Here is a 23,653-nt window from a genome sequence, read left to right on the forward strand (position 1 = left end):
GACGGCGGGTGGTCCCGCCGTCGTCCTTCCTTTGCCTTCGCCGTTAAGCGGGCGAGGCGCGGAGCCGGTTAGCCGATGAGCGCCAGGACCGAGCCGGCGGTGACCACCTGGCCGGGGCCGGCGGCGACGCCGGAGACGACGCCTCCGCGGTGGGCGGGAACGCTGGTCTCCATCTTCATCGCCTCCAGCACCACCACGGGATCACCCGCTGCCACATCGGCACCCGGCTCCACGAGCCACTTCACCACGGTGCCGCTCATGGCGGCGCGGAGTTCGGCCGGGTCGGAGGTGCCAGACCCGCCGTCGGGAGAGCCAGCGGCCGAAGAGGTGGCCAGGCCGCCCGGAAGTGCCTGGCCCGACCGGGCCCAGCCGTCCAGCAGATCCGCCGGAAGCCCGACGGCAAGCCGTCGGCCGTCCACGTCCACCGTGATGGTGCGCCGCCGGCCTTCGGGAGCGGTGGGGCTGAAGTCGGGATCTGCCGGAATCTGGCCGGCGAAGTCCGTCTCAATCCAGCGGGTGTGGACGTCCAGGCCGGTCCCGGACGTGAAGTCCGCGGCCTCCACCACGGCGCGGTGGAACGGCAGAACGGTGGCCACACCGGTGATGCTGATCTCGGCCAGCGCGCGGCGGGCACGCCGCAGCGCCTGCTGGCGGTCGGCTCCGGTGACGATCAGCTTCGCCAGCAGCGAGTCGAACTGCGGTGCCACGAAGGAGCCGGAGCGGACGCCGGTGTCCAGCCGGATGCCGGGGCCGGTGGGTGCGGTGAATTCGGTGACGGTGCCGGGGGAGGGCAGGAAGCCGCGCCCCACGTCCTCGGCGTTGATCCTGAATTCAAAGGCGTGGCCGAGGGGAGCCGGGTCGTCTGTATGGGACAGCCGTTCCCCGGCGGCGATCCGGAACTGCTCCTGGACCAGGTCGATCCCGGTGGTTTCCTCGGTGATGGGGTGTTCCACCTGCAGCCGTGTGTTCACCTCGAGGAAGGCGACGGTGCCATCGGCGGCGACCAGGAACTCCACCGTCCCCGCACCCGAGTAGCCGGCTTCCCGGCAAACTGCCTTGGCCGCGTCGTAAATCTGGGCCCGCTGCCCGTCGCTGAGGAACGGCGCCGGGGCCTCCTCCACCAGCTTCTGGTGGCGGCGCTGGAGGGAGCAATCCCGGGTTCCGACGACGATGACGTTGCCGTGAGTATCGGCCAGCACCTGCGCTTCCACGTGCCGCGGCCGGTCCAGGTAGCGCTCGACGAAACATTCGCCGCGGCCGAACGCAGCCACCGCCTCTCGAACGGCGGAGTCGAAGGCCTCCTCGACCTCGTCCATGTTCCGGACCACCTTAAGGCCGCGGCCGCCGCCGCCGAAGGCTGCCTTGATGGCGATGGGGAGCCCGTGCTCCTCCGCGAAGGCGCGGGCCTCGGCGGCGGATTCCACCGGCCCGTCGCTGCCTGCCACGAGCGGGGCGCCGGCCCGGACCGCGATCTCCCGGGCCGTGATCTTGTTGCCGAGCTGGCGGATGGCCTCCGGCGACGGGCCGATCCACGCGAGTCCGGCGTCGAGCACCGCCTGCGCAAAATCCGCGTTCTCGGACAGGAAGCCGTACCCGGGGTGGACCGCGTCCGCCCCCGCAGCGGCTGCCGCGCCGAGGAGCTTCTCGATGTTCAGGTAGGTGTCCGCGGGGGAGTTGCCGCCGAGGCTGAAGGCCTCGTCCGCGGCGGCGACGTGCATGGCGTCAGCGTCGATGTCCGCGTACACAGCCACGGAGGCCAGCTGTGCGTCGTCGCAGGCCCGGGCGATCCGGACGGCGATTTCGCCGCGGTTGGCAATGAGGACCTTGTGCATCAGTTGCTCGCTTTTCTTTGTGGAGTCTGTTCGGTGGCGATGCGGAAGCGGATGCTCCCGCCGATCGGGACCTGGGCGGCCAGGTCGAGCTGGTGGTCCACCACCACGCCGATCACCGGGTAGCCGCCCGTGATGGGATGGTCGGCCAGGAAGAGCACGGGCAGGCCTTCGGGCGGCATCTGGATGGCCCCCGCCACTGTTCCTTCGCTGGGCAGTTCACCGGTGCGGCTGCGCTCCAGGGGTGTTCCCTGCAGCCTCATGCCCACGCGGTTGGACTCCGGCTTGACCGTCCAGTCCTGGGCGCAGAGGGAGTCGATCGCGGCCTGGTCGAACCAGTCAGCGCGCGGTCCGAGGATGATGTCCAGCACGGTGACGCCCTCGCCGGGGTAATCGGGTTGGATTTCGGGGCTGCCCACGACGCCGGATTCGGCGGCGCTGCCGGCTGGCAGCAGCTGGTTCGCTGCCAGCGGCTGGGGACCGATTCCGGACATCGTGTCCGTGGAGCGGCTGCCCAGGACCGGCGGTGCGTCCACGCCGCCGCGGACAGCGACGTAGCTGCGGAAGCCGGCGTCGGGAACACCGATGGTGAGGATTTCGCCGTCGAGCAGGGCGAAGGGCGCGGCCGCCGGGACGGTGCGCTGCCGCTCGGGGACTGCCGGCTCAGCGCCGTCGGGGGAGGCCGACGGCGTCACAACGGTGAGTGCCGACGGCGCCCCCGCCACGGCCAGGACCTGGTCCCCAACGGCCTGGAGCCTCAGCCCGCCGGAGACGGTTTCGATGGCGGCGGCCGACGGCGCGTTCCCGACAAGGCGGTTGGCCCGGCGGAGCGAGGCCCGGTCCAGCGCACCGGCGGCTGAGACGCCAAGGGCCGAATGCCCCTGCCGGCCTAGGTCCTGGATGAGGCTGTGGATCCCGGGTGACAGGACGCGGAGGCCGGAGGTGGTTTCAGGGACCGCCTGCTGGCTCCCTGTCTGTTGGCTGTCCGCTTCTGCTGCGCCTGACACTTCCGGTGCCAGCTGGATCACGTCGCGGACGGCACGGAACTGGACGCGGTGCCCGGGGCTGGCAAGCGCTGGTTCGGGGCGGTCGAGGTCCCACATCTTGGCTCCGGTCCGGCCAATAAGCTGCCAGCCACCCGGTGACTTGCGCGGGTAGACAGCCGAGTAGTTGCCGGCCAACGCCACCGATCCCGCCGGGACCCCAGTGCGCGGGGAACTCCGGCGCGGAACTTCCAGGGCCTGGTTCTCGCCCACCATGTAGCCAAAGCCGGGCGCGAAACCAGCGAAGGCAACGGTCCAGACCTGGCCGGTGTGGGCTGCGATCACGCCGTCGGCGCCGAGGCCGGTCAGCTGCCCCACCTCGGCGAGATCTTCGCCGTCGTACACGGTGTCGATGACCACCAAGCCGCCGGCCTGCTCCGCCGGTGCCATGAGGTCCAGCTCCAGGAGGGCCTGCCCGATCCGCCGTGCGGCTGCGGGGGATTCGGCCCTGACCATGACGGTCTCCGCGGCGGCCAAGACATCCTGTTGGCCCGGAAACGGGGCCTCAAGGAGGGCGGCCTGCAGGGCGAGGACATCCTGCGTTCCGGAGACCACGGCGAGGATCGTGCGTGTTCCCACCGGCCGCACCGCCCGCACCCGGCCCGGGCGGGCGACGCTCGAAGGCGGAGTGTTTGGGGGCAGAGTGTTTGGGATTGCCTCCGGCGCGGGCTGGCCTGACGCGGAGGGCACGTCAATGTTGGGGGTTGCCATCGGGTCCTGAATCCGTCGCTTCATGCTAAACGAAGGCCTTGATGGTGATGCCGGCGGCGTCGAGCGCCTTCTTCACGGCGACAGCCATGGCCACTGCGCCGGGGGAATCCCCGTGGACGCAGACCGATTCCGCATTGATCGTCAGCCCGGAGCCGTCGATCGCCGTGATGGCCTCCCCGGTGGTCATCTGCAGGACCCGGGCGGCAACCGCCTCGGGGTCCTCCAGGACGGAACCGGGCTGGGAGCGCGACGTCAGCGTGCCGTCCGGGTTGTAGGCACGGTCAGCGAACGCCTCGGAGACTGCGCGGAGCCCGGCTTCCTCCGCGAGCCGCAGCACCTCGGATCCGGGCAGGCCAAGGATAGGGAGGCCGGGATCCACCGACTTCACTGCGTCCACCACGGCGCGTGCCTGCGCCGTGTTGTGGACTATCGCGTTGTACAGGCCGCCGTGCGGCTTGACGTAGCGGACCCGGGTGCCGGCCGTCGCGGCCAGTGCCTGCAGCGCGCCGATCTGGTACACCACGTCGTCGGCCAGTTCGCGCGGGTCGACGTCCATGTACCGGCGGCCGAATCCGGCCAGATCGCGGTAGCCGACATGCGCCCCGACCACCACGCCGGACTTGGCGGCGGCCTCGCAGGTTGCCCGGATGACGCTGGGGTCCCCGGCGTGGAATCCGCAGGCCACGTTGGCGCTGGACACGGAAGCCATCATGGCCGCATCGTCGCCCAGGCTCCATCGCCCGAAGGATTCACCGACGTCACTGTTCAAATCAATTGCGTGCATTGTGACCCTCATCTCAACTCGTCCTTACACAAGGATGCACCCTCCCGCGAAAATGTTCAACAATTCAACAATCCAATTGTGGTTGGTTCGTGTAAATTCGGTGTATGGCCACAGTCAATCCGAGTTCAGGCGTATCCCGGTTGCGCGTCGCGGTGCCCGCGGTGGCCACCCGCGTTGCGAGTGAGCTGCGGCTCCAAATTGCCGAAGGTGCGCTTCTTCCCGGGGCGAAGCTGAAGGAAGAGGCACTCTCCGAGGAGCTCGGGGTTTCACGCAACACTGTGCGCGAGGCGTTTGCCGAGCTCGCCAGCGAGCGCCTGGTGGTCCGCCAGCCGAACCGCGGCGTCTTCGTCGCCAGCCTCGAGGTCAGTGACATCCATGACGTCTACGCCGTCCGGCGCGCCATCGAAGTCAGCGCCGTCCGCGGCGGCGGGAGTGCCGAAAGCATCGCGGCCGTGCGCGCAGCCGTGGAGGAGGGGAAGCGCGCTGCCGCGGCCGGCGACAGCGAGGGGCTGGGCAGTGCGAACGCGCATTTCCACGGCGCCCTCGTGGCGATGGCCGGCAGTGAACGCCTGAATGTCATCATGTCGCAGGTGCTGGCTGAAATGCGGCTGTTCTTCCATAAGGCCTCCATAGACGGTGGCTTCTATCAGGACTACCTGGCTGACAACGACCAGATCTGCAGCGCCCTCGAAGCGGGGGACAATGACCTCGCGGCTGAGCGCCTCCTGTCTTACCTCGCCAGGTCCGAAGAGCATCAGGCCGCAGTCCACACGTCATAGCTGATCCTCTCCGCAGCGCCCATACAGCGCGAGCGGACACTTGTGGCCCCTGAGAAACGCTTCCCAGTGGCCACAAGTGTCCGTTCGCGCTTAACGGTGCAGCCCTTTGTGCCCCTTGACGGTGTGACGCAGGTCGCGTACATTGTTCAACAAGTTCAGATTGTTCTACATTTCCACAATCCAACAGAACGCTCCGCATTCGGTGGCTCTCCCGGGGAAGCCGCCAACCAGCCTCAGTGCCCGCGCCTTGTCAACGTCGCAGGCCCGGGCGGGCTGTACACCAGCGCATCCGCAGCACGACGGATGGCATCCACACTCTTCATGGAGGAACAAATGGCCAATCAATCCGCAATGGCCTCCGCAGGTTCGAGGCCCGCTGTCGGGCGCAAGGACATGTACAAAGCGTTCGCGGCCAGCCTCACCGGTACCGCGCTGGAGTTCTACGACTTCGCGGTCTACTCCGCCGCGGCCGCAATTGTTTTCCCGCTGATCTTCTTCCCGGCCTCGGACCCGGTGACGGGCACCCTGCTGGCGTTCTCGACCTACGCGGTGGGCTATATTTCCCGGCCCGTCGGCGGCATCATTTTCGGCCGGCTGGGCGACGAGATCGGCCGCAAGAAGATCCTGGTCATCACGCTGATGCTGATCGGCGTCGCCACCTTCCTCATCGGCCTGCTGCCTACCTATGGCAGCATCGGCATCCTGGCCCCGGCCATCCTCGTCTTCCTGCGGTTCGCGCAGGGCGTGGGCGTGGGCGGCGAGTGGGGCGGCGCTGTCCTGCTGTCCAGCGAATTCGGGGAACCCAGCAGGCGCGGCTTCTGGGCCTCCGCGGCGCAGATCGGCCCGCCCGCAGGCAACCTGCTGGCCAACGGCGCACTCGCCGTCCTCACGCTGGCCCTCTCCGAGGAGGCCTTCCTGGACTATGGCTGGCGCATAGCGTTCCTGATCTCGGCCGTGCTGGTGGCGTTCGGGCTGTGGATCCGCCTCAAGCTCGAGGACACCCCCATTTTCAAGGCCATGGAAGCCCGCGGCGACCAGCCCAAGGCCCCGATCAGGGAAGTCCTCACCACGCAGCGCCGTCCGCTCCTTGCTGCCATGCTCAGCCGCATCGGCCCGGACGTCACCTACGCATTGTGCACCGTCTTCACCCTGACGTACGGCATCCAGGAACTGGGCTTCGACCGTGGCCAGGTCCTCGTGGCGGTGCTGGTCGGTTCAGGCCTCCAGCTGTTCACGATGCCGCTTGCGGGTGCCATCTCCGACCGGATCAACCGGCGCCTTGTTTACGGCATCGCGGCAGTGGCTGCCGCTGTCTGGGCCTACCTGTTCTTCATCGTGCTTGAAGGCCGTTCCCCGGTGATGCTCGTGGTGGGAACCGTACTCGGCCTGCTCTGCCATTCCTTCATGTACGGCCCGCAGGCCGCGTTCGTCGTCGAGCAGTTCACGCCGCGGCTCCGCTCCACCGGAAGCTCGCTGGCCTACACCTTCGCGGGCATCATCGGCGGCGCCATCGCACCGTTCATGTTCACCCTGCTGCAGAGCACCTTCCACAGCTGGGTCCCGGTGGCCATCTACCTCAGCGTCGCCTGCCTGCTGACCATCGTGGGCCTGGCCATCGGCCGGGACTCCAATGTGGCGGAGGACGAGGAGTACCTGAACGGATCCACCGGAATAGTAGAGAGCGGCACACGATGAGCCAGGAAAACGCCATGAGCCAGTCGAACAAACTCGTCCCGCCGACCGAAGCCCGCCGGCAGTTCCGCAGCGGCCTGGTCACCCCCACCTCCGGCTGGAGCGATGGCTACACGCAGGCGAACCTGATAGCTGTGACGGCCGACTACGCCGAGGAATTCCTCGAATTCTGCCGGCTCAACCCCAAGGCCTGCCCTGTCATCGACGTCATTCCTGCCGGGACGTTCGAAAGTTCCCTCGCCACAGGTTCGGACATCCGCACCGACATCCCCGCCTACCGGGTGTGGGAGGACGGCGTCCTATCTGCCGAGGTCCCCGACGCCACCCCGCTCTGGCGGGATGACATGGTGGGCGTGCTGATCGGCTGCAGCTTCACCTTTGAAGCCGCACTGGCCAGCGCGGGCATCCCGCTTCGCCACACCGAAATGGGCCGCAACGTGCCCATGTACCGCACCAGCATCGAGTGCACCCCGGCAGGGCGGATCCACGGCCCCATGGTGGTCTCGATGCGTCCGATGCCGGCCGAGCTGGTGGAAACGGCAATCAGCGTGACCGCGGAGGTGCCGAAGGTCCACGGCGCACCGGTCCACGTCGGATCACCTGAGGACCTGGGCATTGCGGACATCTCCCGCCCCGACTTCGGCGATGCCGTGGACATCCGGCCCGGGGAAGTACCGGTCTTCTGGGCCTGCGGCGTCACACCGCAGAGCGCCGTGATGGCGTCCCGGCCGGCGTTCGCGATCAGCCACGCCCCGGGGCACATGTTCATCACGGACATCCCGGAAAGCACGTACCGCGTGCCCGCAGGGAACTAGTCCAAGCGAAAGGCGGGGCGTGGACACCATTGGTGGCCGCGCCCCGCCGTCGTACTTCCCGGAAACGGTCCGGACTAGAAACTCCGGGCGTTCGCCAGCACGGGCAGCTTTCTGCGCACATCCGCGATGACGGCCGGATCGATGTCCACCACAGCCAGTTCAGGCTCGCCGCCCAGCGCCATCAGCGGAGAACCCAGCGGGGAAACCACCGCGCTGTGGCCGATCCCGGTAGGAGCGGCGCCGGCGGACGGAAGCCCGAGGCTGGCCGGATCGCCCTGCCCGCAGGCCACCACAAACGTGGTGCTGTCCACGGCCCGGGCGCGGACGAGCAGGTTCCACTGCTCGGCTTTTCCTTCCCCGGCGCCCCAGGACGCGCAGACGATGTTGATGGCGGCCCCGGCCCTCGCGTTGGCCGTGAACAGCGCCGGGAAGCGCACGTCGTAGCAGGTGGCCAGGCCGATGGCGGTGCCGTTGAGCTCGAAGATCACCGGCGATGTCCCGGCGTCCACGGAATCGGATTCGGCAAAGCCGAACGCGTCGAAGAGGTGGATCTTGTCGTACGACGTGTCGATGCCCGGGCCGGTCACCAGCAGGGTGTTCCGCACCCTTCCGCCCTCCCCGGGCGTGAACATGCCAACGACGACGGCGATATCCAGTTCCCTGGCGATGGCCCGCACCGCCGTGGCCCACGGCCCGTCCAGCGGTTCGGCGATATCTGCCAGCGGATTGCCGAAGGCACACATGGAGGCCTCGGGGAACACCACCAGTTCGGCGCCTGCCGCTTTTGCCCGGCTGGCGTAGTCTCGCACGAGCCCCAGATTGGCCGTGAGGTCGGCGCTGCTGACGATCTGGGCGACTGCTAAACGCATGAATTTGCTCTTCTCTGTTGTATACCTGATGTATGCGAAAAAGTTCGGGGACAGCGGCGTCCGGCCGGGAGAAGGCGTACGAGTACCTGCGCGAGAATATCCTGACCGACCCGGAGATGCAGGGGCGCTTCCTCAACGAGCAGGAGCTGGCCGCCCAAATCGGCGTCTCGCGTACCCCGGTCCGGGAGGCCCTCCTCCTGCTGGTTTCCGACGGGCTGGTGGAGCTGATTCCGCAGCGCGGTGCTTATGTTCCGCCGGTCACCGGCCGCGAAATCGCGGAACTGATGGAGCTGCGCGGCGTCCTGGAAAGCCACGCCGCCCGCCTTGTCATTGAGCACCGGAGCGTGCCGGCCGCCAAGATGCGGGACACCCTCGACCAGCAGGCCAAACTGCCGGAAGACCAGGGGGCCGAGGCTGCGCAGGAGTTCATCCGCCTCGACACGCTCTTCCACCAGCAGCTCATTGACGCGGCGGGCAACGAGCTGATTTCCCGGACCTACAGCAAGCTGCACGTCCGGCAGATCGTCGTCGGGGTTTCCGCCCTGTTCCGGACCGGCGGCCGGCGCGAGCAGGTGTGCTCCGAACACCAGGACATCCTCGATGCCCTGGTGTCCGGAGATGCCGCGAAGGCGCAGGAGGCCATCGACCATCACCTGGCCGTCACCCGCGAAATCCTGCTCCGCACCTGATGGAGTTTTAGACCGCGCCGGACTACTGGCGCGCCGAGGCCGAGCCTTCCAGGAGCAGCCGGTAGTCCAGGTCCTCGATGGTGTCGTTGTCGCGGCCGAGTGCCAGTCCCACCAGCGTCACGACTGCTGCCACCGCCACGTAGATGGCCACCGGAATCCAGGTTCCGAACTCGGCGAGCAGCAGGGTGAACAGCAAGGGCGCGACAGCTCCGCCAATGACGCCGGCGAAGGTGTACGCCAGCGAGCTGCCCGTGGACCGGAGCCGCGGGGAGAACTGCTCCACAATGAAGGCCGCCTGCGGGCCGTACATGAAGGAGTGCGCCATGAGGCCGAGGACGATGCCGATGACGAGCATCGGCTGGTTGTTGCCGCCGAGGACGCCGAAGAAGATGAACGTCCAGACCGCGCCCACGACAGCGCCGACACCGTAGACGAGGCGGCGGTTGAAGCGGTCGGAGACGTAGCCGGCCAGCGGGATCATGAACAGCTGGAACGCGGAACCGATCAGGACGGCGGTGAGCACCTGGTTGCGCTCGTAGCCCAGGACCTGGATGCCGTAGGTGAGCGTGAAGACCGTGAACAAGGCGTACAGCACGTCCGGGCCCACGCGGCAGAGAATGGCGGCGATGAGCGGGCGGAGCTCCTTGCTGAAGACCTCACGGACGGGCGCGTTGGGCTGCTCGCCGTGGGCCGCGATGGCCTTGAAAATCGGGGTGTCCTCCAGCCGCAGCCGGATCCAGAGGCCAAAGCCAACCAGCACTGCGGAGACCAGGAACGCGATGCGCCAGCCGAAGCTCAGGAACTGTTCCTCGGTGAGCGAAACAGTCAGGACGGCGAGGGCGCCGTTGGCCAGCAGGTTGCCGGCGGGAGGTCCCACCTGGGCGGCGGAAGCCCAGAATCCGCGGCGGTGCGGATCGCCGTACTCGCTGGAGAGCAGGACGGCGCCGCCCCATTCGCCGCCCACACCCACGCCCTGCGCGAACCGCAGCAGGACCAGGAGGATTCCTGCGGTGGCGCCGATGTTTGCGTAGCCGGGCAGCACGCCGATCAGCACCGTCGCCACGCCGATGATCATCAGCGTGGTCACCAGGACCTTCTTGCGGCCGATGCGGTCCCCGAGCCGGCCGAAAATAATTCCGCCGACCGGGCGGGACACGTAGCCGACGGCGTACGTGGAGAAGGCGAGGACGGTTCCGGTCAGTGGATCGGTCGCCGGGAAAAAGACGACAGGAAATACAACCGCGGCTGCGGCCGAGTAGACGGCGAAGTCGTACCACTCGAGTGCTGTGCCGGTGAGGCTGGCGGCAAAGGCCTTGTACAGGCCCTTCGGGTGCACCGTGGGGTGCGGGGTGGCGTGTGGGTGCGGCGCTGTGCCGGGATCCGGAACTGGAGCGTTGGCCATGGTGTTGTCCTCCACGAGGTTTTTATAGTGACGCCTGTCACGCTGGCGTTAAATGTATACATTACGCATACTGGATGTACATTGGCGACCGTTTCCGGTTTCCGATCTGTAAATTTCCGCAGCAGCACATGCAAAGGATGGATCCACGATGACGACTCTGAGCTTTGAACTACCCGATGGCCGCACGCAGGACGTGGAGGTCAAGCACCTCCTGAATGCCGGCTACGCGGGGCGTGAGCAGGATGAGGTCCAGGCCCACATTGCTGAGCTGGCTGAACTCGGTGTTCCGGGTCCCACCACCACTCCCGCCCTGTATCCAGTGTCCCCCTATCTGGCCCAGCAGGTATCGGAAGTTCGGGTCCAGCATGGACGGACTTCCGGCGAGGCGGAATGGGCATTGGTCATCACCGAGGACGGTGTGCTGCTCACCGTCGCCTGCGACCATACGGACCGGGCGCTGGAGGTGCACGGCGTGGCCTGGAGCAAGAACGCCAGCCCGGACGTGCTGGGGCGCAGGGCATGGAAGCTGGACGACGTGCGGGAGCACCTGGACCAGATCACGCTCAAGGCCTGGGTGGGGGAGGGGGATACCCCCGACACCCTCATCCAGGACAGCTCCCTCGAGGCCCTGCTGACCCCGGACTACTGGCTGGACGTCCTCACCGAACGCGGCCTGAATGCACCCGGGACCGTCCTCATCTCCGGCACCGTGGCCATGACCGGCGGCGTGGACCAGTTTGCCCGCAGCTGGAAGGTGGAAATGTCCGATCCCGCGACCGGAAACTCCGTCGACGTCCAGTATGTTGTGGAACAGATGGCGGAACCGATCGGCTAACGCTTCCTCAGCAAGAGACGAACGACGACGGCGGGAGCCTCCCGCCGTCGTCGTTCTGCTTGTGGTTTGGGGTACTTAGGCGTGCTCGGCCTTAGGAGCACCTGCCCCGGGCGCCGTTCCCGCCGGAGCCTCACCGCGTGCCCGCCGCTTCCGCACTGTCAGGTAGAGGCGGTGGGCGGTGATCACGAGGGCCAGCCAGGCCGCGCCGAGTGCCCACGCGGCGAGGACGTCGGTGAGCCAGTGGTGGCCGAGGTACACCCTGCTCAACCCCATGGCCGCGGCGAAGACCGCCGCGGCCGCCCCGGCGAGAACGCGGCTGCGCGCCGTCTTCAGCCGCAGGATGATCAGGTAGGCGACGATTCCCGCGATCACCACCGCATTCAGGGAATGGCCGCTGGGGAACGAGGCCGAGTGTTCGTAGGGCGGAACGGCATCGCTCAGATCGGGGCGGGTGCGGCCGATCAGCCGCTTGCCCGCGATGGTCATCAGCAGGGAGCCCAGGCCCGCGGTCACAATGAGGATGACGGGGGTCCAGGACCGCCGCCGGTAGGCCAGGACGCCCATGACCGCCAGGGCCAGGATGGGCATGCCGACGGTACCGCCCACATCGGTGAAGGCCGTGATGGCGACGTCCAGGCCGGGGGAGCGCAGGCTCTTGCCTGCCGCCAGCACCGGATGGTCGAGGCCCGCCACCCCGTCGGCTTCAACTACTGACTCGTACACCTCGGCAAAGGCTGCGGTGAGGGCCGCGGCGATGGCCGCCCCCAGCATCAGCGTCAGGACCAGGGCGCCGTGCGGGCCCAGGAACTGGCTGATGCGCTGGACGGCGCCGACCAAAAGGCGGCCGAAGCGGCTATGCCAGCGGGTGAGGTCCTTGCCGCCCACCGTGGTGTCCTGGCGGAGTTCGCCGCGCACGCCCGTCTGTGGCGTTCCCTGTCGATCGGTCAAGGGGCTGCCTGCCAAGGGTTTGTCCGTCAACGGCTTGTCAGTCAGCGGTTCGATGGGTAACGGTTTGTCAGGCAAGGGGCGGGTCCTGTCTCTCGTCGATGGCAGCGCGCGCAGCCAGGGCATTTAGTAAGCAACCTTACTGGTTGCCGCCCAGGCAGTCCACGAGAACAGTCGTCCGCTTTCCTGGGCCGCTGTGGCGGCGGTGCTCAGGCGCTCAGTTCGTCCGTACCGTGGTGGGCGTTGCCGGACATGGCGCGGGCACGGCCCGCTTTGGCCCGGTACGAGGACAGGAAGGTGGCGATGCGCCGTACGGCCTCGCGGATGTCGTCCACGGCGGGCAGGATGACGAACCTGAAGTGGTCCGTGGCGTGCCAGTGGAACGCTGTCCCGTGCGAGACGAGAATTTTCTGGTCCTGCAGGAGGTCCAGGACGAATTGCTCGTCGTCCACGAAGGGGTACATCTCCGGATCCAGCTTCGGGAACAGGTACATCGCGCCCGCCGCCGGCACGCAGCTAACGCCGGGAATCTCGTTGAGCAACCGGCAGGCGAGGTCGCGCTGCTCCCGCAGCCGGCCGCCGGGCCGGATCAGGTCCGTGATGCTCTGGTAGCCGCCCAGCGACGTCTGGATCGCATGCTGCGCGGGAACATTGGGGCAGAGCCGCAGCGAGGCCAGCAGCTCCAGCGACTCGCGGTAGGCGGCGGTGGCCCATCGCGGCCCGCTCACGGCCACCCAGCCGGCCCGGTACCCGGGCATCCGGTACGCCTTGGACAGGCCGGAGAACGTCAGCACCGGGATGTCCCGGGCCACGGAAGCCGTGTGGATGTGGACTTTGTCCTCGAACAGGATCTTCTCGTAGATCTCATCGGAAAACAGCACCAGGTCATGGCGCCGGGCAAGATCGGCGAACCCCTCCAGGATGTGCCGGGGATAGACGGCCCCGGTCGGGTTATTGGGGTTGATGAGCACGATGGCACGCGTGCGGTCGGTGATCTTTGCCTCGACGTCGGCCATGTCCGGCCACCAGTTGTTCTCCTCATCGCACATGTAGTGCACGGCGCTGCCGCCGCAGAGCACGGTGGCTGCCGTCCACAGCGGGTAGTCCGGTGACGGGATGAGGACCTCGTCGCCGTCTTCCAGGAAGGCCTGCAGCGTCATGGAAATGAGCTCGCTGACCCCGTTGCCGATGAAGATGTCCTCGACGCCGATCTCCATCAGGCCCTTGGTCTGGTAGTACTGCGAGATGGCGGTCCGGGCGGAGAAGATGCCCTTCGAGTCGCTGTAGCCCTGGGCCTCGCGCAGGTGGTGGATCATGTCCACCACGATGGACTCGGGCGCATGCAGGCCGAACGGCGCCGGATCCCCGAGGTTCATGCGCAGAATGCTGTGGCCTTCCGCCTCCATCTTCTTCGCCGCGTGCTGCACCGGACCCCTGAGGTCGTACCGGACATCTTGCAATCGGCTGGAATTCTGCATGGCGCGCATGAGGCATGTTTTCACAGCCGCGCTGCTCCGGACAACGTGAAGCTCTGAAGGCCGGCGTTGCCGCGATCAGGGGGCACCACGTAAGTTTCAGCATAGGAGTGCCCAGCACACGGCCAGAAGGAGAGTTGAGGATGTCCCTGTTCAAAGGACTCGTGAACGGAGCGCTCGCCGGCGCGGCAGGAACCACGGCGCTGAACGCCGTCAGCTACCTGGACATGGTGTGGCGGGGCCGGGCGGCGAGCACGACGCCCAGCGACTCAGTGGAGCGGCTGGCGGAACGGGCGGGCGTGACGATCCCGGGATCCGAACCCCAGCGCGGGAACCGGGTGGAAGCCCTTGGCCCGCTGCTCGGGATCGCCACCGGCATGGGCCTCGGCGCTGTGCTGGGGGTGGCCGGGTCACTGGGGGTGCGCACCGGGCCAGTCCGGTCGGTGGCTGTGGCCTCGGTGGCCGCCCTGCTCGTCTCGAACGTTCCCATGACCGCCCTGGGCGTGACTGATCCGCGGACCTGGAGTGCCGCGGACTGGGTCAGCGACATAGTGCCGCACGTCGCGTATGGAGCGGTCACGGGGCACCTGCTGGAGCACCTGCCCAAGTAGGTGGCCAGCCAAACGATTCAGGAGCCGGAGCACTCCCGGCCGGACAGCCGGAAGGCGCGCTGGGGCACCCGCTGGGCCACCGTCGTCGCCGTCCTCCAGCGCCTGCTGTACGTGGCCATCACCGGCGCCGTGGGCTGGGCCGTCTATGTCTTCCTGCTCGCCCGGCTGGCCAGGGGGCCGGAGCAGGTGTGGGTGTTCCTCCCCGTCTGGCTCATTGCCGCGTACGCCTTCCTGCCCCGAGTCCACAAGATCCTCAGCAGCCTGTACCTCCCGAACTACTTCATCGGACGTGCCCGCACCGGCGACGGCGTGCTGGGCGACCCGGTCAACCTCGCAGTCATCGGCCCGGCGGACGAGCTCCGCACCGCGATGCTCACGGCTGGGTGGATTGAGGCCGACCCCGTCACCCCGGCCACCGCCTGGCGCACCCTCACCGCGACGCTTCTGGGCCGGAGCTATCCGCAGTCGCCGGTCAGTGCCCTGTTCGTCTTCGGCAACAAGCAGGACATGGCGTTCCAGCGGGAGATTGAGGGCAACCCGCGCAAGCGGCACCATGTACGGTTCTGGAAATGCCCGGACGGCTGGATGCTTCCCGGCGGGTTCGCCGTCGACTGGGTGGGCGCCGGAACATACGACAAAAGCGTTGGCCTCTCGCTCTTCACGTTCCAGATCACACACAAGATCGCCGACGGGACCGACGAGGAGCGCGACTTCATCATCGGCACGCTGCAAGCGGCACATGCTGTGGAATCCGTCCACGTGATCCGGCATTTCTCCTCCGGGTACCACCACCGCAACGGCGGCGGAGACAGCATCCGCACGGACGGGCACCTTCCGATCATCGACCTCCGGCCGCCCGGGCAGACGGACAGACCGCTGCCATTTTGACCGCGTGCCGGCGCCTGTTTCCGGACCGCCGGCCCTGACTACACTGTGGAGCGCTTCGGGGATTCCGCGGCCCTGGCCGATGAGTTGCTGCGGGCAGTGACGGACGGGCCCAAGCGGGCCACCTCCGAACTCGCGGATGTATTCTTCGCGGCCGGGGACAGCCTGCCCCGCATTGCTAGCAAACTGGCAGGCGGAGCACCGTAAGTACTGGACCCCGCGCCGCGCCCGCCGGGGCCTGGAATGGACGGCATCCGACGAGATTGTTTTCGAGCGGTTCCGGGTGGTCTGGCCGGCTGAACTGGCGGACCCCGACTAGGGGCCGCTGGCCGGCGAGTGCCCAAGTAGCGGCTGCCGCGTAAATTCGAGTACCTGCTACCGGTGCCGTTCCGCGTGCCAGCCCATAGGGTTGGAGTATTGGGTGGTGGAAAGTGTGCCGGTACAACCAAAATCGCCGGCACACTCTGGGCTGGGACGGCCGCCACGGTTGTTGTCGGACCGGCCGGTCCTCCCGGCTGATTCGGCACGTCAGTGATCGCCGCACATTTAGCCAAGGGCCCGGAAAGCCCCGGCTGAGGGCCGGCAATCACGGTTGCGTACCCGATCCGGCCTAAAGTTGCCGCCTCACCTGCGAGGGCCCACCATGAAGATTCCGAGGTCTGAACTTCCCGTCATCACGGCGGCTGCGAACACGGCACCTGTGAAGGCGGTCCCCGACCAACCATCCGGGCCGGCCGCGGCGGCCGGTCCCCGCAGCACTGCGACAATTCCGGCCCCGCCTGTGCAAGGGTCGGCTGCCGCCGCCTCCATCGGTGCCGGCGGGCGGGACCAAGGCGACGAGGTCGCCGCCGTTCCGGCGCGTGCGAATATCGGCAACTGGCCCGATCCCATGTGAGCCGGGTCGGGGCATGCACTGCACGCGCACGACGGCGGGGGGTCCCGCCGTCGTTGTTCTGGCCGGTGCCAGCCCGTAGTGCTGCCGGTCCGGAAGCGGCATCCCTGGACGCATCGCTCCGTTGAAGAGTCCGGCACGGGCCGGAATACTGGAAACGGGACAACGTCCGGCGGCAGAGGCGGTGAAAAGGTGACGAGTTCAGCAGCAGGCGGCGGCTTCAGGCGGAAGGTGGAGCGCGCTGCCGAACTCCGCGCCCTCCGGTCCTCCGGCGGGACAGCCGAGGAGGACGCGGAACTGTCCGCCGCAGAGGCGGAACTGCGCGACAAGCGCCGGAAGGTCGGTAATGCCGCCCGGGCCGATTACCTGATTCGGGACGCGATGGCGCAGGGAAAGTTCGACAACCTGAAATACTCCGGCAAACCGATTCCGGGGCTGGGGGAGGGCTACGACCCCGACTGGTGGGTCAAGGGCCTCATTGAGCGCGAGCACCTTAGCGGCCTGGGACCCGCTGCGATCCTGCTGCGCACCGAGGACGCGGAGCTCGATGCCAGGCTGGACGCCCAGTTCACGGAAAAGCAGGTGCGTGACATGGTGGAGGACTTCAACGCCCGCGTCATCAACGCCCGCCGGCAGCTGCAGGGAGGGCCGCCCGTTGTCACCAAGACACGCGACGCCGACGCCGAAGTGCAGCGGTGGCGCGAGCGCCGGGCGGTGGCGGCCGCGGCAGAACCGGAGCCTGCCACGGAACCCAAATCCCCGTGGTGGCGGCGCCTGCGCAACCGCTCCTCCTAAAAGCCATATCGGGTGGCACGATAAGGGAATGGTGGCTGTATTGCTGGGCTGGAACCCGGGTGTAGGCGATACCTGGCCGGGCTATTCGCGGGTGGTGGATGAGCTGGGCGCATCCGGCGTGCACCGCCGGGTGTGGCCCGTTGTAATCGGTGCCGAGCCGGCTCCGGGAGCGGACGCGTGGCTCTTTTTGCATGGAAAGACAGGCAGCGGGCTCATTGGCCACGGCGTTGTCGCCTCCGCACCGTATCCTGCTGGGGCCGCAACCAGCGTTGACGTGGACTTCGACGTGCTGCTGCCGCTCGGAGACCAGATTCCGGTGGACACCCTGGCCGACCGTGCGCCGCTGACGGATTGGTCCGCTGCCGCGACGGACGCGTGCCAACCGGTTCCGGAGGAGCAGGCACGCGCCATTCGGGAGCTCTGGGCAGAGTGCCGGCCGGCCGACGAGATCGATCCGGTTCTCCCCGTGCCCGGCACGCTGCCGCAGGACGCCCTGGCCCGGGTATGCGTGAACCGGTACGAACGTAACCCGCACGCGCGGCGCATCTGCCTGGCGCACTACGGAACCTCATGTGCCGTTTGCGGGTTTTCCTTCGAGGCCGCGTACGGCCCGGAGGGCGAGGGCTTCATCCATGTCCATCACCTGGTGCCGGCGGTGCAGCTGGGGCCGGGCTACGAGCTGGATCCTGTGGGGGACCTGGTTCCGCTGTGCCCCAACTGCCATGCCATGGCGCACCGGCGCCGGATCCCCTACACCGTAGCGGAACTCCGGGCCATGCGGTCCCGCGCGGGGTACATCAGCGGATCGGTCGTGTCCCAGCAGGAGCAGGACGCCCAGGCCGATGCGCGCCGGATTCTGGGCAGCACCTGAACCGCGCCCTGTCTGCGTTCTGCCTGCGGCATTTGCCTACGGGGACCAGAGCCAGTCCGGGTTGAAGTCGGGATGGTCACTGTACGGGACTGCCAGCGCATTGAGTGACAGGGTGGTCCACTCCAGGGCCTGCGGAATCCACTCGGTCTCGTCGCCGAAGGGATCGCTGACGAGCGTGGCCAGGGCGGTCTGCCTGGCCGCCTCGACGATGCCGATCAGGCGCCGCTTGGCTTCACACTCCAGCAGCAGGCGGCGTTCGTACCACTTGCCCGATTCGGACGTCGTGCGGTCACCGAGCAGCTTGCGCGCCACGGCCTCATCTTCGGCAATGCGCGCGGACAGGAACTCCACAATGTCCACTGTCTGAGCGTACGCCCGCCGTAATGCCGGCACACGGCGCTAGACAGCGGTGCGCAGGTCCGCAGCGGGGCTGAGGTCCAATGCCGTGCTGAGGTCTGCCGGGGACAGCGGCAGGTAGTAGGCGGAACGGTAGCGGGTGCGGTCGCCGGTCACCACCCAGGCCGATCCCTTCCGGACGCGAAAGCGCTTGGTCAGGACCGTCCGGTCGTGATGGATGAGGTGGGTCAGGACATTTGCCATGACATCCTCATGCGTGCACAGGACCGTTCCTGTCCCTCGGGCCTGGGCCACGAGGTCCAGCGTTGCCGCCAGCCCGCCGCCGCTCAGGTGGTCTGAACGCTCCACTTCGAGGGATTCCTGCCGCGCTAGTTGCGCCACGGTTTCGACACAGCGGTCCGAAGGTGCGGCGAGAATGCGTTCGATTGCGAACATGGCTCCCAGCGAGGCCAGCGACCTGGCGGCCTGCTCGCCGGCCGGCGCCAGCGGCCGGCTGCCGGCTGCCGGATCCCACTGGTCCCGCTTCGTCATTTCGGCCCCGCGGACCAGCAGCAGCATTTTTTCCCGCTTGGGCGCCGGACGGACGCCCAGCTCAAGCTGGAGCCGGCTGCCCAGGGCAATGATGGCCGGCCTGTCCCGCGGCTCGGTCACCGTGCGCAAGGCCTCCGGCAGCGAAAGCCACCGGACGGCGTCGACCTCCTCATTCGCGGTGAAGCGGCCTGACTCCGCCGCGGCAGCCCAGTAACGGATGGTCTTGATCCTCTGCTTGCTGTCCTCGTAGCGGATGCTGGGCAGTTCCGCGCCCAGGCGGCAGTGCAGCCCCGTTTCCTCCCGCACCTCACGTTCCGCGCATTCGCGGCCGGTTTCCCCGGGATCCGCCTTGCCTTTGGGGATGGACCAGTCGCCGTGGGCCGGCCGGTGGATCAGGAGCACCTCAAGGGCTCCCTTATTTCCGATCCGCCAGGGCAGTGCACCGTACGTGGGGGCCTTCGTCTTGCTCATGCGCTTGTCTCCGTCTGAAGGCTGCCGCTCTCGGCAGTAACCAAGGTGAGGGCCGGGGCGTCTTTGGCATGCTGCAGGCTGTCCAGCCGGCTGTACAGGCCCCCGGACGCGGCGAGTTCGGCGTGCCTGCCGCTTTCCACGATCCGCCCCTGGTCCAGCACGTAGATGCAGTCGGCCCGTTTGAGCGTCGAGAGCCGGTGCGCGATGACGATCACCGTGCGCCCTGCCATCAGCCTCTCCAGGCCACGCATGACGTATTGCTCGGAGATCGCGTCCAGGCCGGACGTCGGTTCGTCGAGGATGACGATGGGGGTGTCCCGGACCAGCGCACGGGCGATGGCGATGCGCTGGCGCTGGCCGCCCGAAAGTGTGACGCCCCGTTCGGCCACCGGGGTGTCGTAGCCCAGGGGCAGGTTGCGGACGAACTCATCCACATGGGCTGCCTCGGCCGCCGCCAGGACCTGCTCCCTGCTGGCGCCTTCCGTGCCGTAGGCGATGTTGTCGTAGATGGTCCCGCGGAACAGGATGGATTCCTGCAGCACGATGGATATCTGCCTGCGCACGGTTGCCACCTGCAGGTCCCGCACATCGATGCCGTCAAGGAGAACTTCCCCTTCGTCGGCATCGTAGAGCCGCGGAATCAGGCTGACGACTGAGGACTTGCCGGCGCCGGTCGGGCCCGTGATCGCCACGACGCTGCCGGGCGCGGCCTTGAGGTCAATCCCGTGCAGCACATGCCGGTCCCCCTGGTAGCCGAAGCTCACGGAGCGCAGTTCCACTGAACCGGCCAGCGGCGGGGCTGGCCGTGCGCCGGGCAGGTCCGAGATGGCCGGTGCGGTGTCCAATATTTCCTGGATGCGCTCGGCGCTGGCCTGGCCGCGGCTGATGACGGTGGTGAGCTTGGCCAGGGCCTTCATGGGCGAATACATGGCCTTCAGATAGGCGATGAAGACGAGGAGCAGGCCCAGTGTCAGGGTCCCGTCCATCACCCGCTGGGCACCGATCCAGAGGACCAGCACCGTGCCCAGGGTCGCGATGACATCGACCAAAGGCGAGAACATGGACTGCAGCCGGATGACCCTCAGGCCGGCGTCCCGCCGTCCGTCATTCCGGGTGCGGAAGTCCTCCTCGTGGCGGGCCTCGCTGGTGTAGGTCTGCATCACCCGGACCGAGGCGAACGTCTCCGACATGGTGGCCGCGATGTCGCTGTCCCTTTTGCGGGCCTCCTTCGACGCGCCCTTGATGCGGCGCCGGTAGAAGAGGACCGTGATGAACAGCAGCGGCGCCACCGCCAGTCCGATCAGCGCGAAGGTCGGGTCGATCAGCACGCAGATCGTGATGACAAACCCCAGAATGAAGATGTTGGGCAGCAGCACGGCCAGGATCGACACCATGAGCGCCCGCACGTAGTCGACGTCAGTTGTGGTGCGGGTCACCAGGTCGCCCAGCCGCTGCTTGTCGTGGAACGCCAGCGACAGCCGCTGCAGATGGGTGAAGACTTCGGCCCGGATGGTGGCCATGGCTTTTTCCCCAACGCCGTTGAGCAGGCGGGTGCCGAGGTAATCCGCTCCCGCGTTGAGCACTGTCATGGCGAGGAGGGCGGACGCGGCGAGCAGGAGCAGTTGGAGCTGGCTCAGGCCGACCAGGCCGAGGAACGCGGGCATCTCGTGGACGCGGGTGCTGCCTGTCGGCTGCAGCACGTCGTCGACGATGACCTTCATGGGCCAGGGCAGGGCCACTTCCATGGCGGCGACGAACACCACCAGCAGCGCGCCTCCTGCCAACGCCCAGACATGCGGGGCTATCGCCCCGCGGAACCGCCAAAAGGTTTGAAACATCTCTCCCCCTCAGAACCGGCGGCCGCGGGCACCGCCGAACGCTTGCGTTGGGCGATGCTCTGAGACCGGCCAGGGTTAATCCCTGGTCCGGCCCACTATTGCCTAGAGAGCTTTGGGAAAACCTGCCGGAGCTTGGGGAAAACCTGCTGGCAGTTTGGAGCCCGACGGCGGTCGCACCGTTTGGGGGGCTTACATCCGGGCTTTCACGGACTACCGTTTGCAAGTAGAGGCAATTCAAGCCTGCCCGGCAGCAAAGGAGACCCGATGGGTGACGTGTGGATCCGCACGATCAGCCATAGCCTGGTGCGGGCCGACAAGGTAACGGAGATCGCCTCGTCCCGCGGTTCGGTTCATGAAGAGCGTGGGTACTCGATCAAAGCGGTGGCCGAGGGCAAGGCCTATATCCTCGTCGACAACAGCGACTTCGAGGGCACGGTGAACTCAAGGTTCGGTCATGCCAGCCGCATGCAGGCGGCACTGCTGCTCGCCATTGACGCGGCAAGCACTGCCGCCGCGGCCATGGTGATCAGTTACGAAGAAAACGGGGAACGCTGGATCCTCACCCCGGCGTCGGACATTGCAGGCGTGTCCGTGCCGGCCGCGCCGATGGCGGCCAGCACCTAGACGGATACCGCGGGGTCGAACTCCGCGCCGACGGCGGCCTAGCCGAGCAGGTCGTCCTCGTAGCACCACCGCCAGTCCTCGCCCGGTTCGATGCTGCGCATGACCGGGTGTCCGCTTGCCTTGAAATGCCGGGAGGCGTGGGTGGCGGGCGAGGAGTCGCAGCAGGCCACATTCCCGCACTCCAGGCACATCCGCAGATGGACAGTGACAGTGCCTTCGCGGACACACGCGTCACAGCGTGCGTCGCGGGGAACCTCGGGATCGGGCGCGGCCTCCAGATGCGCGCAGTCACCTCCCGGCCTGGCGACCGCGCGGGAGCCGGACACATCGGCCTCCTCGATGACGGCGTCAAGCATCGACTCTTCGACGTCGAGCCTCTCCAGGACGTTGCTCAGCACATCGTGGGCGTAGTTTCCGCCGCTCCTGAGTTCGAGGACCTTCGCCCGCTCCGCCTCGAGCATGGCGAGCCGCAGCTGGGCATAGCGCTGGCTGGGAGTGGCGGCTTCCGCCGTCGGCCTGCCCAAGCGTTCCCACGCTGCCAGCCCGCGTTCCAGTGTCCGCCGTTTGAGCATGGCCACCACCTCCGGAGGGTCATCGTCGGTCCGCAATTCGTACAGCCGCTCGACACCGGCCGCCGTGGCCTGCTGAGTCAGCGAGGCCTGGGCCAGCGCGTCCTCGCCCGCGTCCGGTCCCTGTACGCGGAGCAGGCGGACCAATGCCGGCAGCGTGAGCCCCTGCAGCGCCAGGGTGCCGGCCACCACTACCATCGCCGCAAGGATCAGCACGGTGCGGTGCTCCAGGTCCTTGGGCAGCGTGAGGGCTGCGGCGAGCGTCACCACGCCGCGCATGCCGGCCCACGAGATGATGGCTGGGTACTGCCAGGGCGGCGCAGGGTCCTTCCGGGCCACGGCCGGAATAAGCCTGGGCAGGTAGGTTGCCGGAAACACCCAGACCGGCCGCAGCAGCAGCACGGCCAGCAGGATCACCGCGCAGCCCGCCCAGATCCTGGCAGCGCCCAGGGAGTCGTCCTGTACACCCTCGATGATGGTCCGCACCTGCAGGCCGATGAGGAGGAACACCGAGTTTTCCAGCAGGAACTGCACCGTCTCCCAGTTGCTCCGCTGGCTCTGCCGGGCGGCCCCGTTGGGCATGGAAGGCGCCTTGGTTCCCATGATCAGGCCGGCGACCACCACGGCCAGGACACCCGACGCGTGGATGGCCTCCGCGGGCAGGTACGCCACAAAGGGCGCCATCAGCGACGTTGAGGTGTTGATGGCAACGCTGCGGATCCGCAGGCGCAACTGGGTGAGGACGTAGGCTGCAGCCAGGCCCACCACCAGCCCGCCGCCGGCGGCCAGCAGGAAGTCGGCGCCGATCTCCACCACGGACACGGATCCGGCGAGGGCGGCGACGGCCGCACGCAGGCACACCAGGGCGGTTGCGTCGTTGACCAGCGATTCGCCTTCCAGGATGCTGACAATCCTGCGCGGCATCCCGACCTTGCGGGCTATGGCCGTGGCGGCCACGGCATCCGGCGGCGCCACCACGGCGGCGAGTGCGATGGCCGCAGCCAGCGGTATCTCCGGGAACAGCCACCAGACCACCAGGCCGACGGCGACGGTCCCGAAGATGACGTAGCCCACCGAGAGCAGCCCGATGGCCCGCTTGTTGGAGCGGAAGTCGTACAGCGAGGTCCGGAGGGCGGCGGCGTAAAGGAGGGGCGGCAGCAGTCCCACGAGGACGAGCTCAGGGTTGAGGTCGACGCGGGGCACGAACGGGAGGAAGGAGCCGGCCATCCCGGCGAGCACCAGGAGCAGCGGGACCGACACGTCAAGCTTGCGGCCCAGCGCGCTGACCGCGCAGACCACCGCGGCGAGCGCCAGCAACCCCAAGGCGACTTCCATGCGGCT

General features: G+C 67.8%; 23 protein-coding genes. 12 read left to right on the forward strand and 11 right to left on the reverse strand.

All coding sequences use genetic code 11. The features are described from left to right. Positions 1-68: 68 nt before the first annotated feature. The 3 genes from DBZ45_RS19600 to DBZ45_RS19610 form a co-directional block, all read right to left on the reverse strand. The gene (locus DBZ45_RS19600) at positions 69-1,832 is read right to left on the reverse strand and encodes an acetyl/propionyl/methylcrotonyl-CoA carboxylase subunit alpha (protein WP_111905503.1); all 1,764 of its coding nucleotides are present in this window, start codon (positions 1,830-1,832) and stop codon (positions 69-71) included. Beyond that, positions 1,832-3,451: a 5-oxoprolinase/urea amidolyase family protein gene (locus tag DBZ45_RS19605; protein ID WP_262982876.1), complete on the reverse strand. Its 1,620-nt coding sequence runs from the start codon at positions 3,449-3,451 to the stop codon at positions 1,832-1,834. The genes DBZ45_RS19600 and DBZ45_RS19605 overlap by 1 nt, the downstream gene beginning before the upstream one ends. A gap of 157 nt (positions 3,452-3,608) precedes the next feature. Further along, the gene (locus DBZ45_RS19610) at positions 3,609-4,367 is read right to left on the reverse strand and encodes a LamB/YcsF family protein (protein WP_111905504.1); all 759 of its coding nucleotides are present in this window, start codon (positions 4,365-4,367) and stop codon (positions 3,609-3,611) included. A gap of 104 nt (positions 4,368-4,471) precedes the next feature. On the opposite strand from DBZ45_RS19610, the gene DBZ45_RS19615 reads away from it, so the two are divergent. The 3 genes from DBZ45_RS19615 (at position 4,472) to DBZ45_RS19625 (ending at position 7,653) form a co-directional block, all read left to right on the forward strand. Next, the gene (locus DBZ45_RS19615) at positions 4,472-5,146 is read left to right on the forward strand and encodes a GntR family transcriptional regulator (RefSeq protein WP_111905505.1); all 675 of its coding nucleotides are present in this window, start codon (positions 4,472-4,474) and stop codon (positions 5,144-5,146) included. A 333-nt stretch (positions 5,147-5,479) separates the two neighbouring features. After that, entirely contained in the window at positions 5,480-6,841 is a 1,362-nt protein-coding gene (locus DBZ45_RS19620) for an MFS transporter (RefSeq protein WP_111905506.1), read from the forward strand. 14 nt (positions 6,842-6,855) lie between these two features. Then, positions 6,856-7,653, forward strand: a complete 798-nt coding sequence (locus DBZ45_RS19625) for a putative hydro-lyase (protein WP_111905507.1) — start codon at positions 6,856-6,858, stop codon at positions 7,651-7,653. A gap of 74 nt (positions 7,654-7,727) precedes the next feature. Here DBZ45_RS19625 and DBZ45_RS19630 read toward each other — a convergent pair whose 3' ends face one another. Continuing rightward, positions 7,728-8,522, reverse strand: a complete 795-nt coding sequence (locus DBZ45_RS19630; protein WP_111905508.1) for a carbon-nitrogen hydrolase family protein — start codon at positions 8,520-8,522, stop codon at positions 7,728-7,730. 32 nt (positions 8,523-8,554) lie between these two features. Here DBZ45_RS19630 and DBZ45_RS19635 point away from each other — a divergent pair, with 32 nt between their 5' ends. Further along, entirely contained in the window at positions 8,555-9,211 is a 657-nt protein-coding gene (locus tag DBZ45_RS19635) for a GntR family transcriptional regulator (protein ID WP_111905509.1), read from the forward strand. Positions 9,212-9,233: 22 nt separating this feature from the next. On the opposite strand, the gene DBZ45_RS19640 is transcribed toward DBZ45_RS19635, so the two are convergent. Continuing rightward, positions 9,234-10,613, reverse strand: a complete 1,380-nt coding sequence (locus tag DBZ45_RS19640; RefSeq protein WP_111905552.1) for an MFS transporter — start codon at positions 10,611-10,613, stop codon at positions 9,234-9,236. Between the two features lie 148 nt (positions 10,614-10,761). Between DBZ45_RS19640 and DBZ45_RS19645 the strand changes: the two genes are divergently transcribed. Further along, positions 10,762-11,448: a DUF2848 domain-containing protein gene (locus tag DBZ45_RS19645; RefSeq protein WP_111905510.1), complete on the forward strand. Its 687-nt coding sequence runs from the start codon at positions 10,762-10,764 to the stop codon at positions 11,446-11,448. 75 nt (positions 11,449-11,523) lie between these two features. Here DBZ45_RS19645 and DBZ45_RS19650 read toward each other — a convergent pair whose 3' ends face one another. Beyond that, on the reverse strand, positions 11,524-12,396 hold the full coding sequence (locus DBZ45_RS19650; RefSeq protein WP_223257177.1) for a phosphatase PAP2 family protein: 873 nt from the start codon (positions 12,394-12,396) through the stop codon (positions 11,524-11,526). 206 nt (positions 12,397-12,602) lie between these two features. Then, a complete protein-coding gene (locus DBZ45_RS19655; protein ID WP_111905512.1) occupies positions 12,603-13,880 on the reverse strand; it encodes a pyridoxal phosphate-dependent aminotransferase in 1,278 nt (425 codons plus the stop codon). A gap of 131 nt (positions 13,881-14,011) precedes the next feature. Between DBZ45_RS19655 and DBZ45_RS19660 the strand changes: the two genes are divergently transcribed. The 6 genes from DBZ45_RS19660 to DBZ45_RS19685 all read left to right on the forward strand — a co-directional run bounded on the left by DBZ45_RS19660 (position 14,012) and on the right by DBZ45_RS19685 (position 17,922). Then, on the forward strand, positions 14,012-14,479 hold the full coding sequence (locus DBZ45_RS19660) for a hypothetical protein (RefSeq protein ID WP_111905513.1): 468 nt from the start codon (positions 14,012-14,014) through the stop codon (positions 14,477-14,479). Beyond that, positions 14,480-15,367 (forward strand): LssY C-terminal domain-containing protein, encoded by an 888-nt coding sequence (locus DBZ45_RS19665; protein WP_111905514.1) that lies wholly within the window; start codon positions 14,480-14,482, stop codon positions 15,365-15,367. Positions 15,368-15,539: 172 nt separating this feature from the next. Further along, the gene (locus tag DBZ45_RS23500; RefSeq protein ID WP_317616970.1) at positions 15,540-15,683 is read left to right on the forward strand and encodes a hypothetical protein; all 144 of its coding nucleotides are present in this window, start codon (positions 15,540-15,542) and stop codon (positions 15,681-15,683) included. A gap of 324 nt (positions 15,684-16,007) precedes the next feature. After that, on the forward strand, positions 16,008-16,259 hold the full coding sequence (locus tag DBZ45_RS19675; protein WP_111905515.1) for a hypothetical protein: 252 nt from the start codon (positions 16,008-16,010) through the stop codon (positions 16,257-16,259). 189 nt (positions 16,260-16,448) lie between these two features. Continuing rightward, a complete protein-coding gene (locus tag DBZ45_RS19680) occupies positions 16,449-17,051 on the forward strand; it encodes a J-domain-containing protein (protein WP_111905516.1) in 603 nt (200 codons plus the stop codon). Positions 17,052-17,079: 28 nt separating this feature from the next. Next, complete coding sequence (locus DBZ45_RS19685) at positions 17,080-17,922, forward strand: HNH endonuclease (protein ID WP_111905517.1); 843 nt, start codon at positions 17,080-17,082, stop codon at positions 17,920-17,922. 36 nt (positions 17,923-17,958) lie between these two features. Here the strand turns inward: DBZ45_RS19685 and DBZ45_RS19690 are convergent, their stop codons facing one another. The 3 genes from DBZ45_RS19690 to DBZ45_RS19700 are packed head-to-tail and all read right to left on the reverse strand — an operon-like array spanning position 17,959 to position 21,119. After that, entirely contained in the window at positions 17,959-18,282 is a 324-nt protein-coding gene (locus tag DBZ45_RS19690; protein ID WP_223257178.1) for a DUF6221 family protein, read from the reverse strand. A gap of 39 nt (positions 18,283-18,321) precedes the next feature. Then, on the reverse strand, positions 18,322-19,281 hold the full coding sequence (locus DBZ45_RS19695) for an NUDIX hydrolase (RefSeq protein WP_111905519.1): 960 nt from the start codon (positions 19,279-19,281) through the stop codon (positions 18,322-18,324). Beyond that, entirely contained in the window at positions 19,278-21,119 is a 1,842-nt protein-coding gene (locus tag DBZ45_RS19700) for an ABC transporter ATP-binding protein (RefSeq protein ID WP_111905520.1), read from the reverse strand. Before DBZ45_RS19700 ends, DBZ45_RS19695 begins: the two co-directional genes overlap by 4 nt. A gap of 264 nt (positions 21,120-21,383) precedes the next feature. Here DBZ45_RS19700 and DBZ45_RS19705 point away from each other — a divergent pair, with 264 nt between their 5' ends. Next, a complete protein-coding gene (locus DBZ45_RS19705; RefSeq protein ID WP_111905521.1) occupies positions 21,384-21,743 on the forward strand; it encodes a hypothetical protein in 360 nt (119 codons plus the stop codon). Positions 21,744-21,781: 38 nt separating this feature from the next. On the opposite strand, the gene DBZ45_RS19710 is transcribed toward DBZ45_RS19705, so the two are convergent. Further along, positions 21,782-23,647, reverse strand: coding sequence for a Na+/H+ antiporter (locus DBZ45_RS19710; protein ID WP_111905522.1), 1,866 nt, complete (start codon positions 23,645-23,647; stop codon positions 21,782-21,784). Positions 23,648-23,653: the final 6 nt, after the last annotated feature.

The organism is Arthrobacter globiformis, assembly GCF_003261175.1.
Classification (GTDB): domain Bacteria; phylum Actinomycetota; class Actinomycetes; order Actinomycetales; family Micrococcaceae; genus Arthrobacter; species Arthrobacter globiformis_A.